The 13,468-nt window shown below is 73.5% G+C and carries 15 protein-coding genes; 8 read left to right on the forward strand and 7 right to left on the reverse strand.

The features are described from left to right. Window positions 1–16 precede the first annotated feature (16 nt). Together AC07B0_RS22435 and AC07B0_RS22440 are read left to right on the forward strand one after the other, a co-directional pair. Window positions 17–820 carry a putative protein N(5)-glutamine methyltransferase gene (locus tag AC07B0_RS22435; protein ID WP_467296421.1) on the forward strand — a complete coding sequence of 268 codons (804 nt, stop codon included), beginning with the start codon at window positions 17–19 and terminating at the stop codon, window positions 818–820. 113 nt (window positions 821–933) lie between these two features. Further along, the gene (locus AC07B0_RS22440; RefSeq protein ID WP_356882958.1) at window positions 934–1,833 is read left to right on the forward strand and encodes a sigma-70 family RNA polymerase sigma factor; all 900 of its coding nucleotides are present in this window, start codon (window positions 934–936) and stop codon (window positions 1,831–1,833) included. 78 nt (window positions 1,834–1,911) lie between these two features. Here AC07B0_RS22440 and AC07B0_RS22445 read toward each other — a convergent pair whose 3' ends face one another. Further along, window positions 1,912–2,811, reverse strand: coding sequence for an NAD(P)-dependent oxidoreductase (locus tag AC07B0_RS22445; RefSeq protein ID WP_356882960.1), 900 nt, complete (start codon window positions 2,809–2,811; stop codon window positions 1,912–1,914). Window positions 2,812–2,861: 50 nt separating this feature from the next. Between AC07B0_RS22445 and AC07B0_RS22450 the strand changes: the two genes are divergently transcribed. Further along, window positions 2,862–3,221, forward strand: a complete 360-nt coding sequence (locus AC07B0_RS22450) for a winged helix-turn-helix transcriptional regulator (RefSeq protein WP_356882962.1) — start codon at window positions 2,862–2,864, stop codon at window positions 3,219–3,221. A 202-nt stretch (window positions 3,222–3,423) separates the two neighbouring features. Here AC07B0_RS22450 and AC07B0_RS22455 read toward each other — a convergent pair whose 3' ends face one another. Beyond that, a complete protein-coding gene (locus tag AC07B0_RS22455) occupies window positions 3,424–3,840 on the reverse strand; it encodes a VOC family protein (protein ID WP_356882964.1) in 417 nt (138 codons plus the stop codon). A gap of 10 nt (window positions 3,841–3,850) precedes the next feature. After that, on the reverse strand, window positions 3,851–4,336 hold the full coding sequence (locus AC07B0_RS22460) for a helix-turn-helix transcriptional regulator (protein ID WP_469380518.1): 486 nt from the start codon (window positions 4,334–4,336) through the stop codon (window positions 3,851–3,853). An 88-nt stretch (window positions 4,337–4,424) separates the two neighbouring features. On the opposite strand from AC07B0_RS22460, the gene AC07B0_RS22465 reads away from it, so the two are divergent. From AC07B0_RS22465 to AC07B0_RS22475, 3 genes are all read left to right on the forward strand, one after another. After that, window positions 4,425–4,853, forward strand: coding sequence for a helix-turn-helix domain-containing protein (locus AC07B0_RS22465; RefSeq protein WP_356882968.1), 429 nt, complete (start codon window positions 4,425–4,427; stop codon window positions 4,851–4,853). Between the two features lie 23 nt (window positions 4,854–4,876). Further along, entirely contained in the window at window positions 4,877–5,482 is a 606-nt protein-coding gene (locus tag AC07B0_RS22470) for a hypothetical protein (RefSeq protein WP_478898788.1), read from the forward strand. 115 nt (window positions 5,483–5,597) lie between these two features. After that, complete coding sequence (locus AC07B0_RS22475) at window positions 5,598–5,936, forward strand: DUF2516 family protein (protein WP_356882972.1); 339 nt, start codon at window positions 5,598–5,600, stop codon at window positions 5,934–5,936. A gap of 79 nt (window positions 5,937–6,015) precedes the next feature. Here AC07B0_RS22475 and AC07B0_RS22480 read toward each other — a convergent pair whose 3' ends face one another. From AC07B0_RS22480 to AC07B0_RS22490, 3 genes are all read right to left on the reverse strand, one after another. After that, window positions 6,016–7,335 (reverse strand): PP2C family protein-serine/threonine phosphatase, encoded by a 1,320-nt coding sequence (locus AC07B0_RS22480; RefSeq protein WP_478898789.1) that lies wholly within the window; start codon window positions 7,333–7,335, stop codon window positions 6,016–6,018. Between the two features lie 275 nt (window positions 7,336–7,610). Then, window positions 7,611–8,732, reverse strand: coding sequence for a C40 family peptidase (locus tag AC07B0_RS22485; RefSeq protein ID WP_478898790.1), 1,122 nt, complete (start codon window positions 8,730–8,732; stop codon window positions 7,611–7,613). A 221-nt stretch (window positions 8,733–8,953) separates the two neighbouring features. Then, a complete protein-coding gene (locus AC07B0_RS22490) occupies window positions 8,954–9,766 on the reverse strand; it encodes a class I SAM-dependent methyltransferase (protein ID WP_478898791.1) in 813 nt (270 codons plus the stop codon). A 222-nt stretch (window positions 9,767–9,988) separates the two neighbouring features. Between AC07B0_RS22490 and mshA the strand changes: the two genes are divergently transcribed. Together mshA and AC07B0_RS22500 are read left to right on the forward strand one after the other, a co-directional pair. Further along, the gene (gene mshA / locus AC07B0_RS22495) at window positions 9,989–11,371 is read left to right on the forward strand and encodes a D-inositol-3-phosphate glycosyltransferase (protein ID WP_467296440.1); all 1,383 of its coding nucleotides are present in this window, start codon (window positions 9,989–9,991) and stop codon (window positions 11,369–11,371) included. Next, on the forward strand, window positions 11,364–11,858 hold the full coding sequence (locus tag AC07B0_RS22500; protein ID WP_478898792.1) for a type III secretion system chaperone family protein: 495 nt from the start codon (window positions 11,364–11,366) through the stop codon (window positions 11,856–11,858). Before mshA ends, AC07B0_RS22500 begins: the two co-directional genes overlap by 8 nt. Before the next feature lie 42 nt (window positions 11,859–11,900). On the opposite strand, the gene AC07B0_RS22505 is transcribed toward AC07B0_RS22500, so the two are convergent. Then, entirely contained in the window at window positions 11,901–13,361 is a 1,461-nt protein-coding gene (locus AC07B0_RS22505; protein ID WP_478898793.1) for an MDR family MFS transporter, read from the reverse strand. Window positions 13,362–13,468: the final 107 nt, after the last annotated feature.

The raw sequence follows: 13,468 nt of genomic DNA on the forward strand, positions 1-13,468 counted from the left end.
CTGCCCGGCTACGGACATGCACCGACGACCGAAGAGGACCGACTTTCCCGTGGCATCGATTGTGGAACGCCTGCGCGCGGCCGGCTGCGTCTTCGCGGAGGAGGAGGCGGACCTGCTGGTCGCGGCCGCCACCGACGACGGACACCTGGCCGGCATGGTCGCCCGCCGGGTCGCCGGAGAACCGCTCGAACACGTGGTGGGCTGGGCGGAGTTCGGGGGCCTGCGCGTGGAGGTCGGCGCGGGCGCCTTCGTGCCGCGCAGGCGCACCGAGTTCCTGGTGCAGGAGGCGGTGGCGCTGGCCCGGCCCGGAGCGGTCGTCCTGGACCTGTGCTGCGGGGTCGGCGCCCTCGGCGCGGCCGTCGCCTCCCAGGTCCCCGGCGGGGTCGAGCTGCACGCCGCCGACATCGACCCGGCGGCGCTGGCGTACGCGCGGCGCAACGTGGCCCCGTACGCGGGCACGGTCTGGGAGGGCGACCTGTACGCGGCGCTGCCGGCGCAACTGCGCGGCCGGGTGGACGTCCTCGTGGTCAACGCCCCGTACGTGCCGACGGAGGAGATCGGGCTCATGCCGGCGGAGGCCCGTGACCACGAGCCGCTCGTCTCCCTCGACGGGGGCGCGGACGGGCTGGACGTCCACCGCCGGGTCGCGGCGGAAGCCGCGCGGTGGCTCGCCCCGGGCGGGCACCTGCTGATCGAGACCAGCGCCCGGCAGTCGCCGGTGACGGCCTCCGCGCTGACGGCGGGCGGGCTCGCGGTGCGGGCCGTCACCTCGGAGGAGCTGTACGCGACCGTGGTGATCGGGCAGGCCCCGGTGAGCTAGTGGGTGCCGGCCGGCGCGGCCGACGGCCGCCGTTGCGGAACCCTTCCCTCCGCGCGCCCCGACCGGCAAGTTGATCTTCTGTAGGGGTGCCCGACCGGGAAGGAACGTGACAGGTGGACGGTAATGCTTCGTTGGCGGAGCGGTTCGAGGAGCACAGGGCCCACCTGCGGGCGGTGTCCTACCGGATGCTCGGCTCCCTCAGCGAGACGGACGACGCCATCCAGGAGGCCTGGCTGCGCCTGAGCCGCACCGACGCGAGCGAGATCGACAACCTCGGCGGCTGGCTGACCACGGTCACGGCGCGGGTGTGCCTGAACATGCTGCGCTCGCGCGAGCAGCGCCGCGAGGAACCCATGGAGCCCGTGGAGGGCGTGGACACCCGCATTCCCGACCCGGTCATCAGCCCCGAGCGGGGCGTCGACCCCGAGCAGGAGGTGCTGCTCGCGGACTCGGTGGGGCTGGCGCTGATGGTGGTGATGGAATCGCTGGCGCCGGCCGAGCGGCTGGCGTTCGTCCTGCACGACATGTTCGCCGTACCGTTCGACGAGATCGCCCCGCTGATCGAGAAGTCGGCCGCCGCGACCCGGCAGCTGGCCAGCCGCGCACGCCGCAAGGTGCAGGGGCAGGCCCCGGCTCCCGACCCCGACCTGGCCCGGCAGCGGGAGGCCGTCGACGCCTTCTTCGCGGCCGCGCGGGACGGCGAGTTCGAGGCGCTCGTCGCGGTCCTCGACCCGAACGTGGTGCTCCGTTCCGACGGCGGTGCCGGCGGCCGCCACACCGTCGTGCTCACCGGGGCGCGGACCGTGGCGAGCCAGGCGGTCACCTTCGGCCCGCTGTCGCCGTTCGTCCGCCCGGCGCTGATCAACGGCGCCGCCGGTGTGGTCGTGGTCCCGCAGGCGCGGGCGGTCTCCGTGATGGCCTTCACGGTCGTCGACGGGAAGATCGTCGCGATCGACGTACTGTCCGACCCGCAGCGCCTCAAGGAGCTCGACCTGACGGCCCTGGAGGGCTGAACCACCCGCGGCCGTCGCCGCTCCGCCCCCCTGGGGGACGCGGGCGGCGACGGCCCCGGCGGTTGCCTCAGGGGTGCCTCAGCGGCGGCCGAGGACCTCGGCGATCCGGATGAACCCGTCCGTACCGTGGCCGAGCCCGATCGCGCGGCGGGCCATGCCCTCGGCGGCGCGCATCACGCCCGCGTCGATGCCGTGCGCTTCCGAGGCGTGCACGATGTGGGCCATGGACGACACCGCCGAGGTGAGGGGGTTGCCCTCGCCCGAGAAGCCGCCGTCGTCCGCGTCCGCCGCGGTCTCCGCGAAGATCGGGGGCAGGATCGCGCCGATGCCCTGGGCGAACGGGGCCAGTTCCCGCGCCGTGATGCCCTCGGCCCGGGCCACCGCCACGGCGTGCGCGTAGCCCGCCATCGCCGTCCAGAAGATGTCGAGCAGCGCGATGTCGTACGCCGCCGCGCGGCCGGTGTCCTCCCCGAGGTGGGTGTGGGTGCCGCCCAACGCGTCGAGTACGGGCCGCAGTTCCTCGTACAGGTCCTGCGGGCCGCTGTGGAGGAACACCGCGGCGGGCGTGCCGATGGTGGTGGTCGGGGTCATGATCGCGCCGTCCAGGTAGCGGATGCCGTGCCGGTCGGCCCATGCCGCGGTGTCCCGCGCCCGGACGGGGGTGTCGGCGGTCAGGTTCACGAGGGCCCGGCCCTTCAGCGCCGAGGTGACGGCCCCGGGGCGCAGTACGGAGTCCGCGGCGTCGTAGTTCACCACGCACACCACGGTCAGCGGGCTCGCCGCGACGGCCTCCGCGGCCGATCCGGCGACGACCGCCCCGCGCCCGGCGAGGTCCCCCTCCCGGCCCGGGGTCCGGTTCCAGACGGTGGTGCGCAGCCCGGCTTCGAGGAAGGCCCCGGCCAGGGCCCGGCCCATCGGCCCCAGACCGAGCACGGTGACGGCAGACTTTCCGGAGGACGTGGGTGTGGACGTGGACATGGTTCGGCTCCCAGAGTGAAGTACGAAAAAACGTGAGAAAAGGGGCGGGGATGACGCGAGGGCGGGCGGAGGACACGGAGGTCTGCGGGGTGACGGCGGCCATCGCGGTGATCGACGGCAAGTGGAAGACCGCGCTGCTGTGGCTGCTGGAATCGGGTCCGCACCGCCCCGGTGAGCTGCGCCGGCGGCTGCCGGGCCTCAGCGAGAAGGTGCTGACTCAGGCGCTGCGCGAGATGGAGGCGGACGGCCTCGTGCACCGGGAGGTGCACGACGTGCTGCCGCTCAAGACCGAGTACTCCCTGACGGGGTTCGGCCGTGATCTCTCCGAGGCGCTGGGCCCGGTCTCCGACTGGGGCCACCGCCGCCTGGAGCGGCTCACCGCGGCCGCCGGGGACCGCCCGGCTTCCTGACGCACGTTGCCCCCTTCCCGTCCGGCCCGTTCCCGGCGGCCCCTCGGCCGCCCCGGAACAAGCCTGGCCCGGGGCGCGGACGGTGCCAAGTACCCACTAAAAGGTGGGTGCCTCCTGGCGCCGCCCCGCGTCCCGGGCCGGTGGATCCGGCGAGCGGCCCCCTGGGAAGGGCCGCCGCCGGAGCTGATCGGGAAGGGAGGTCCTACCGCTTGCGGGGCTGGTTGAACCGGAGCATGTTGCCGGCCGGGTCGCGGAAGGCGCAGTCGCGGACGCCGTAGGGCTGGTCGACCGGCTCCTGGAGGACCTCGCCGCCGGCGGCCCGGACCCGTTCGAAGGTGGCGTCGACGTCGTCGGTGGCGAAGATGACGCCGCGCAGCATGCCCTTGGCCAGCAGTTCCGCCATGGCCTGCTTGTCGGCGGGGGAGGCGTTGGGGTCGGCGAGCGGGGGTTCGAGGACGATCTCCACGTCCGGCTGCTCGGGGGACCCGACGGTCACCCAGCGCATCCCCTCGAACCCGACGTCGTTGCGGACCTCCATGCCGAGGACGTCGCGGTAGAAGGCGAGCGCCTTGTCGTGGTCGTCGACTGCGATGAAGCACTGCGAGAGCTTGATGGTCATGCCTCCGACGTTACGAGCCGCCGCCGGTTCCCGCTTCTCCGTTCCTGACCGGTTCGCCGCCTCCCGCCGGTTCGCGGTTCCCGGCCGGTTCGGCGTTGCGCTGCGGGCGCGTGGCGACCTTGGCCACGCAGGCCGGGATCGCCGCGCCCGCCTCGTGGCAGCGGGCCCGGTACGCGCTCGGCGACTCGCCGACCAGCTCGGTGAAGCGCGAACTGAACGACCCGAGCGAGGTGCAGCCGACCTCGAAGCAGACCTCCGTGACGCTCAGGTCGCCCCGCCGCAGCAGCGCCTTGGCGCGCTCGACGCGCCGGGTCATGAGGTAGCCGTACGGGGTCTCGCCGTAGGCGGCGCGGAAGCTGCGGGAGAAGTGCCCGGGGGACATGAGGGCGATGCGGGCCAGCGCCGGAACGTCCAGCGGCTGCGCGTAGTCGCGGTCCATCGCGTCCCGCGCGCGCCGCAGCCGTCTGAGGTCCTCCAGGTTCACGCCCCTCAGCATCCCACGCCGCCCCCGGCCCGGCGCCGGGAGTGGGAGCTATTGCAAGCAGCCGCTTGCAATAGTTAGCACGGTGCGGCAGGATCGGGGCATGGCATCGCTCAACGTCGGAAATCTCGGCGAATACCTCCGTGATCAGCGGCGGCAGGCTCAGCTCTCACTGCGACAGCTGGCCGACGCGGCGGGGGTGTCGAATCCGTACCTGAGCCAGATCGAGCGCGGGCTGCGCAAGCCGAGCGCGGACATCCTCCAGCAGCTGGCCAAGGCGCTGCGGATCTCCGCGGAGACGCTGTACGTGCAGGCCGGAATCCTGGACGAACGGGACCGGGACGAGGTGGAGACGCGGGCCGTCATCCTCTCGGACCCGTCGATCAACGAGCGGCAGAAGCAGGTGCTGCTCCAGATCTACGACTCGTTCCGCAAGGAGAACGCGCTCGACGCCGAGGCGGCCGCCGACGCCGCCCCCGGCGCGGGCCCCGGCTCCGGGGCCGACGACGGGCCGATGCCCCCTACGAACTGACTGTGATCCGGGAGGACCAGCACATGGCCATCGCCGATGACCTGAAGAAGACCCTCACCGACCCCACTCCCCTCTACTTCGCCGCCGGCACCGCCGACCTCGCCGTCCAGCAGGCCAAGAAGGTGCCCGGGCTGCTCGAACAACTGCGCGCCGAGGCCCCCGCGCGCATCGAGGCCGTGAAGAACACCGACCCGAAGGTCGTCCAGGAGAAGGCCAAGGAGGCGCAGGAGGCGGTCACCGCCAAGGTCGCCGAGGTCTTCGGGGCGATCGACCCGAAGAAGCTGGGCGAGACCGCCCAGGACCTGGCGCTGCGCGGCGTCGGCGTGGCCGCCGAGTACGCGGTCCGGGCCAAGGAGACCTACGACAAGGTCGCCGAGCACGGCGAGCAGGCCGTACGGGCCTGGCGCGGCGAGATCTCCGACGACATCGTGGACCTCGCCGACGTGGTGGAGCCCGACCCGAAGCCGGCCGCGGACGCCCAGGCCGAGCCGCAGGCCGCCGAGGCCTCGGCGGAACCCGCCGCGGACGCCTCCGACGCCTCCGGCGAGGAGAAGCCCGCCGCGCGGAAGACCACCGCCCGCAAGAGCACGGCCAAGAAGGCCGCCGCCACCTCCGGCAGCGAGGCCTGATTGAGGCGGAACGAACCGGGCACCCGAGGGGTGCCCGGTTCGTTGTCGTTTGGGAAGACGGCTCCGGCGGTAGCGTGGAGTCAGGTGTGCCGGACGGGAGAAGGCGGTTGAGACGATGCTGATGCAGGGGTTCGACAACGGGGTGCTCCCGCTGTTCGGCTACGCCATGCTGGCCCTCGCCGTCGTGGCGTTCGCGATGGCCGCGGTGCCGAGCGGGCAGGCCTACCAGGCGGCCGACAAGCAGACCAAGACCTTCTGGCTGGTCATCCTGGGCGTCACGGTCGTGGTGGACTTCTTCCTGGCGATGCTCTTCCTGCAGATCGCCGGCCTGGTGGCCACCATCGTCTTCCTCGTCGACGTGCGGCCCGCCCTCAAGCAGGTCACGGGCGGCGGCAACAAGCGCCGCGGCAGCAGCAGCGACGGACCGTACGGGCCCTACAACGGCGGCCGGTAGTCCGACCTGCGGTAGCCCGACCCGCCCCCGGTAGTCCGAACCCCGGCGGCCCGGCGTTCCGGCCGATCCGGCCGGGCGCTCAGCCGGCCGCGCGGGAGAGCATGACCACGGCGACGTCGTCCGTCAGCTCGCCGCCGTTGAGGCGCCGGGCCTCTGTGACGGAGGCCTCCAGCAGCGCCTCCCCGGTCAGGCCCTCGTCCAGGTGGCGGTTGATCATCTCGATCATGCCGTCCTGGCCGAGCCGCTCCCGGCCCTCGCCGATGCGGCCCTCGATGAGGCCGTCGGTGTAGAGCATCAGGCTCCAGGTGCCGCCCAGCTCGACCTGGCGGCGGGGCCAGCGGGCCCGGGGCAGCAGGCCGAGGGCCGGGCCGCTGTTCTCGTACGGCAGGAGCCGCGCGGGCCGGCCCGGCCGGGATATCAGCGGGGCCGGATGCCCGGCCAGGCACAGGCCCGCCCGGCGGCCGTCCGGGGCGATGTCCACCGTGCACAGCGTCGCGAAGATCTCCTCGCAGGGGCGCTCCACCTCCAGCACCTGCTGGAGGGTGGAGAGCAGGTCGTCCCCGCACAGCCCGGCCAGGGTCAGGGCGCGCCAGGCGATGCGGAGCTCGACGCCGAGGGCCGCCTCGTCCGGGCCGTGGCCGCAGACGTCGCCGATCATCGCGTGGACGGTGCCGTCGGGGGTGCGGACGGTGTCGTAGAAGTCCCCGCCGAGGAGGGCCCGGCTGCGGCCGGGGCGGTAGCGGGCGGCGAAGCGGAGGTCCGACCCCTCCAGCAGGGGGGTGGGGAGCAGTCCGCGTTCCAGGCGGGCGTTCTCCTGGGCGCGCAGTTTCGATTCTGCAAGCTTGTACTGGGCGATGTCCGCCCGCTTTCTCTCCACGGCGTAGCGGATGGCGCGGCTGAGCAGCCGGCCGTCGAGCTCGTCGCGGAAGAGGAAGTCCTGGGCGCCCACGCGGACCGCTTCGGCGGCGCGTTCCGCGTCGGCCTCGCCGGTGAGGACGAGGACGGCGTGGCGCGGGGCGATGCGCAGCACCTGGCGCAGGGTCGCGAGGCCGTCCTCGGCGCCGAGACCGGTGCCGGTGCCGGTGCCCGTGCCCGGCAGTGCCAGGTCGAGCAGGATGCAGTGCACGTCGGGGGTGAGCAGCCGGGCGGCCTCGGTGAGGTTGCGGGCGCTGCGGAGGCGGATGCGGTGGCCGTCGGCGTCGAGGATCTCGGGGACGGTGAGGCCGCCCGCGGGGTCGTCCTCGATCACCAGCAGGGTCAGCGACGCCTGCGGTGCGGGCGTCGCGGGGGCGACGGAAAGAACCGCCGGACCGCTCTCCGAGGGCGGGGTGTCCCGCTGCCGCGGTACGGGTACGGACATCGTCTCCGGTTCCTTCCCTCCCCCCGAGGGTGCGCTCATGCGCCCGACCCTAGCGGCCCGGTACCGGCGAACGGAATGGCGGCCGGAGGAGGGCCTCCGTCATATGCCGTTATCGAGGGGGATAAACGCCCCGCCGGGATGACCAACGTCACGAAACCCGCGCACCCCGTCCCGCTCACCGAGACCCCGGCAGCCCCCACCGGAACGCACCCCTCACGTAACGCACCTCACCCGACCCCCACCGCACGGGCCCGGGCCCGGAGGCCGGGCCCGCCCGTCGCGAGGGTCCGGGGCGGTTTCCGCCCGGCCAGGGCCTACGCGTCGGGGCGGACCACGGCCTTGATCGGCATCGAGCCCGCGCCCGCCATCGTGACGTTGCGCCCCGGACGCGGGGAGTGGACCATCGCGCCGTCACCGACGTACATCCCGACGTGGCTCGCGTCGTCCCAGTAGATGATCAGGTCGCCGGGGCGGATGTCCTTCATCGCCACCTTCGGCAGCAGCCGCAGCTGTTCCTGCGAGGTGCGCGGGATGGGCCTGCCCGCCGCCAGCCACGCCTGCGAGGTCAGCCCGGAGCAGTCGTACGAAGCCGGCCCGGTGGCGCCCCACTGGTACGGCTTGCCCATCTGCGCCGTCGCGAACTGCACGGCCCGCTTCCCGGCGTCCGTCGCCGACCCCTTGGCGTCCTTCACGGCGCCCGTCGACAGCCACTGCGTCTGCGCCTTGTACTGGGCTTCCTGTTCGAGCTGGAGCAGCCGGGCCTTCTCCTCGGCCTCCAGCCGGTTCTCCAGCTCCTCCGCCGCCTTGATCTTCCCCTCGACCTCCTTCTTGGCGGCTTCCTGCTTGACCCGGTTCTCCTCCAGCTTCTGCCAGATCGCGCCCGCGTCCTTGGCGTACCGCTCCAAGTCGGCCTGCGTCCGGTTCAGTTCGGAGAGGAGGTCCGTCGTGGCCTTCTCGCCCTGCCGCAACCGGTTCGCCCCGTCGAGGAACTGGCTCGGGCTGTCGCTCAACGCCAGCTGCGCGCCCGGCGGAAGACCGCCCGAACGGTACTGGGCGCGCGCCGCGGCGCCCGCGCGGGCCTTGAGGCCGGAGATCCGGTCCTGGCCCGCCACCACCAGCTTCGCGATCTCCACGATCCGCTCGGACTGGGCCTTCGCCTCGCTCTCCGCGAGGTTGTACGCGTCCGTGGCGGAGCCGGCCTGCCGGTAGAGGTCCTCTATCTCCTTGCGGACCTGCTCCAGGGACTTGGTCCCGGGCGCCGGCGGAGCGGCGGGCGGCACGGCCGGGGAGGAGGGCGCGGGCGGCGGGGTGGGCGCGGCCGGAGCCGCGTACGCGCTGCCCGCGGCGATCGCCGGGGCCGTCAGTATCGCCATCGCGCACAGCAGTGTCAGAGCCGATGCTCCGTGCCGTCGCGACGCTCGCTTCGCGGTCCCCATGGCTCCCCCAGGCGCCCCGAGTCATCCCGGACACCGGACGCATCACCCGGCATCAGATCTGACTATTCATCAGTAACTTTTCACTGTCTCCGGGATGGTGCCACGACTCGGTGAAATCCAACACCCTTCCGGGTCACGGTCCGATCATGACCGGCCACGCCCCGCCCACCCCTGCCGACTCAACGGGCCGCCGCCGACGCCGGTTCCCCGTCCCGCGAGTTTCACCCCGCCGGGCGCAACGCCTCCCACCGCACCGTCAGTTCCCCCTGCCGCCAGCGCCCCGGACCGTCCGCCAGCGGCCAGTCCCCGGACAGCGCCCGCGCCGTCCGGATCCACCGCTGCCGCGCCCCGTACGAGGCGTACGGCGCCGCCGCCGCCCACGCCCGGTCGAAGTCCCGCAGGAACGCGTGCACCGGCTCGCCCGGCACGTTCCGGTGGATCAGCGCCTTCGGCAGCCGCTCCGCCAGGTCCGAGGGGCGCTCCAGGGAGCCCAGCCGGGTCGCGAAGGTCACCGTGCGCGCCCCCTCCGGACCGAGCGCCACCCACACGTGCCGCCGGCCGATCTCGTCGCAGGTCCCCTCCACCAGCAGCCCGCCCGGCGCCAGCCGCGCGCACAGCCGCTCCCACACCTGCGCGACCTGTTCCTCGTCGTACTGGCGCAGCACGTTCGCCGCGCGGATCAGCGCCGGCCGCTCGCCCCCGTCCAGCGGCACCTCGAAGCCGCCGTGCCGGAAGCTCAGCCCCTCCCGCTCGTACGGCTTGGCCCCCGCCACCCGCGCGGGCTCGATCTCGATGCCGACCACCCGCACCGCCGGCGCCGCCTCCCGCAGCCGCGCCAGCAGCTCCACCGCCGTCCAGGGGGCCGCCCCGTAGCCGAGGTCCACCGCCACCGGCGCGTCCGCACGCCGCAGCGCCGCCCCGTGCGCGGCCGCGATCCAGCGGTCCATCCGGCGCAGCCGGTTCGGATTCGTGGTCCCGCGCGTCACGGTGCCGACGGGGCGCTTCTGGGACGGCGGAGTGCTGCGGGAGACCATGGGCCGAGCGTAAGCGGAGCCCCCGGGCAGGATAAAAATCCGGCAAACCGAGAAGGAATTCCGCCACCCCCGGAATGCGGGGGGCCGCCGTCCGGGTTGCACTCCTTGCAGAGCGCCGACCGCGCTCCCGCAGTCATGCGTGCCGTGCGCCGCCGTGCCACCCCCGGCACCGCGGGCCGCGGCACCACCGAGCGAGTCGTCCGAGCGAGAGGAACTGCTCCCTTGAGTCAGTACGTGTCCCGTCTCGGCGGCAGCATCAGCGGCCGCATCGCCGCCGCCCGCAGCACCCGCCACGACCAGCCGCGGCTGCGCCTGCCGGCCGTCGGCCACCACCGCAAGCCGCGCCGCGTGGCCATGCTCAGCGTGCACACCTCACCGCTGCACCAGCCCGGCACCGGCGACGCCGGCGGCATGAACGTGTACATCGTCGAGCTCGCCAAGCGCCTCGCCGCGATCAACATCGAGGTCGAGATCTTCACCCGCGCCACCACCGGCGGTCTGCCGCCCGTGGTCGACCTGGCTCCGGGCGTCCTCGTCCGGCACGTCGACGCGGGCCCGTACGAGGGCCTCGCCAAGGAGGAGCTGCCCGCCCAGCTCTGCGCCTTCACCCACGGCGTCATGCAGGCCTGGGCCGGCCACCGCCCCGGCTACTACGACCTCGTCCACTCCCACTACTGGCTCTCCGGCCACGTCGGCTGGCTCGCCGCCGAACGCTGGGGCGTCCCCCTCGTCCACGCGATGCACACCATGGCCAAGGTCAAGAACGCCGCGCTGGCCGAGGGCGACACCCCCGAGCCGGCCGCCCGCGTCATCGGCGAGACCCAGATCGTCGCCGCCGCCCAGCGCCTCATCGCGAACACCGCCGAAGAGGCCGACGAACTCGTACGCCACTACGGCGCCGAGCCCGGCAAGGTCGCCGTCGTCCACCCCGGCGTGAACCTCGACCGCTTCACCGTCGGCGACGGCCGCGCCGCCGCCCGCGCCCGCCTCGGCCTCCCGCAGGACGCCGTGATCCCCCTCTTCGCGGGCCGCATCCAGCCGCTGAAGGCCCCCGACATCCTCCTGCGGGCCGTCGCCGAACTGGTCGGCCAGGACCCCTCGCTGCGCCGCCGCCTCTTCGTCCCCGTCGTCGGCGGCCCCAGCGGCAGCGGCCTCGCCAAGCCGGAGGGGCTCCAGAAGCTCGCCGCGAAGCTCGGCATCGCCGACCTCGTGCACTTCCACCCGCCCGTCGACCAGGACCGGCTCGCCGACTGGTTCCGGGCCGCGTCCGTGCTGGTCATGCCCTCCTACAGCGAGTCCTTCGGGCTCGTCGCCATCGAGGCCCAGGCCACCGGCACCCCGGTCCTCGCCGCCTCGGTCGGGGGCCTGCCCGTCGCCGTCAACGACGGGGTCACGGGGATCCTCGTACCCGGCCACGACCCGGTCGACTACGCACGCGAGCTGCGCCGCTTCGTCGACGACCCCGCCCTCGCCGACCGGATGGGCGGCCAGGCCGCGCGGCACGCGCAGTTCTTCGGCTGGGACACCGCCGCCAGCGGCACCGCCGACGTGTACACGGCGGCCATGCACGATCACCGCCGTCGCGTACGCTCCCACCATGGCTGACACCGCCGCGATCATCGAGAGCGTCCTGACCGGCGCCGAGCTCAGCTGGGAGAGCCCCGAACCGGGCTCGTACGTCGTCCAGCTCCCCGGCACGCGCAAGCTGAGCACCACCTGCTCCCTGCGCGTCGGCCGGCACTCCCTCTCCGTGAACGCCTTCGTGATCCGGCACCCCGACGAGAACGAGCCCGGCGTCCACCGCTGGCTGCTGGAGCGCAACCTCAAGCTGTACGGGATGGCCTACGCCGTCGACCCGCTCGGCGACGTCTACCTCACGGCCCGGCTCCCGCTGTCCGTCATCACCCCGGACGACCTCGACCGGCTCCTCGGCACCGTCCTGGAGGCCGCCGACGGAGCCTTCAACACGCTGCTGGAGCTCGGCTTCGCCGGCGCGATCCGGCGCGAGTACGAATGGCGGGTCTCGCGGGGCGAGTCCACCCGCAACCTCGACGCCTTCAAGCACCTGACCCGCCCGTCGGCCGGGGCCTGACGGGCGGGGATCCGCAGGGCGGCGCGCTCGCCGGACGGCGGGCTACACGGCCTCGGCGGCCGGGACGTGCCGCTGCTCCGGCCGGCCGCCAGTCGCGGCGGCTCCGGGAACGGCACCGGCTCCGGGCACCTCACCGAATCCGGGCACGGCACCGGCTGAGGGAACCTCGCCGAATCCGGGCACCGCACCTGCTCCGGGCGTCTCACCGGCTCCGGGCGTCTCACCCGCTCCGGGAACCGCACCGGCCTGACCGGCACCGGCGACCACACCGGCCCCCTCCGCCACGGGCCGCTCCCGCCCCTCGGGCATGCTCCGCATCAGCAGCCAGTACCCCAGCGCCGCCACCGTGCCCAGGACGCCCGTGGCCCCCCACAGCCAGCCCGCGCCGAGCCGGTCGATGACGACGCCCGCCATCAGCGGGGCCACCAGCGACGCCACCGCCCAGGACATCGTGTACATCCCCTGGTAGCGCCCCCGCCCGTGCACCGGCGACAGCCGCACCACGAGCCCCATCTGCGTCGGCGAGTTCACGATCTCCGCCAGCGTCCACACGCACACCGTCAGCGCGTACGCCCACAGCGGCCCCGCGAAGGCCGTCATCGCGAACCCGTACCCGGCCAGCAGCGCCGACACCACCAGCAGCTTCTGCGGGTCCCGGTGCTCGATGAACCGCGTCACCGGGATCTGGAGCACCACGATCAGCAGCCCGTTCGCCGCGATGACCAGGCCGTAGTCCCCGGGCGAGAACCCGGCCGCGCCCATCGCCACCGGCAGCCCCACCGAGCCCTGCGTGAAGATCAGCGAGATGACGAACGACAGCCCGACGACCCCCATGAACCGGCCGTCCCGCAGCACCGTCCCCATCCCGACCTCCGGACCGTCGTCCGCGGCCCCCGAGGCGTCCTTCACCGGCCGCGACTCCGGCAGCTTCACGTACACCAGCACCGCGCAGACCAGCGTCAGGGCCGCCTCGCCCAGGAAGCCCGCCAGGTAGCTGTACTCCGCCACCAGCCCCGCCACCGCCGCGCTGATCCCGAAGCCGAGGTTGATCGCCCAGTAGTTCAGCGCGAAGGCCCGCACCCGGTCCTCGGGCCGCACGATGTCCGCCATCATCGCCGAGACCGCCGGCCGCGAGGCGTTGGAGGTCATGCCGACCAGCATCGCCACCGCCGCGATCGCCGCCGGATGCTCCATGAACCCCAGCAGCGCCACCGAGAAGGCCGTCGACGCCTGCGCGGCCAGCAGCGTCGGACGCCGCCCCAGCCGGTCGGTCATCACCCCCGCGACGAGCGAGGAGACCACGCCGCCGAGCCCGTGGAGGGCGACCACGAGTCCCGCGAAGGAGGCCGAGTAGCCCCGGTCCATGGTCAGGTACAAGGTCATGAACGTGGCGACGAAAGCCCCGAGCCGGTTGACCAGCGTGCTCGCCCACAGCCACCAGAACGCCCTCGGCAGACCCGACACGCTCTCCCGGGCGGCCCGTCTCAGACTCTCAACGGACATAAGGAATCCCCCCAGGGCGTGTAAGCGTCTCTCTTGCCCTCGGCACATTACGATCGAGGCTCCGTCGACCGCCACTCGATTGACGCCGACCGTCAATCCGAGGCCGT

The organism is Streptomyces sp. NPDC044704 (assembly GCF_056433525.1).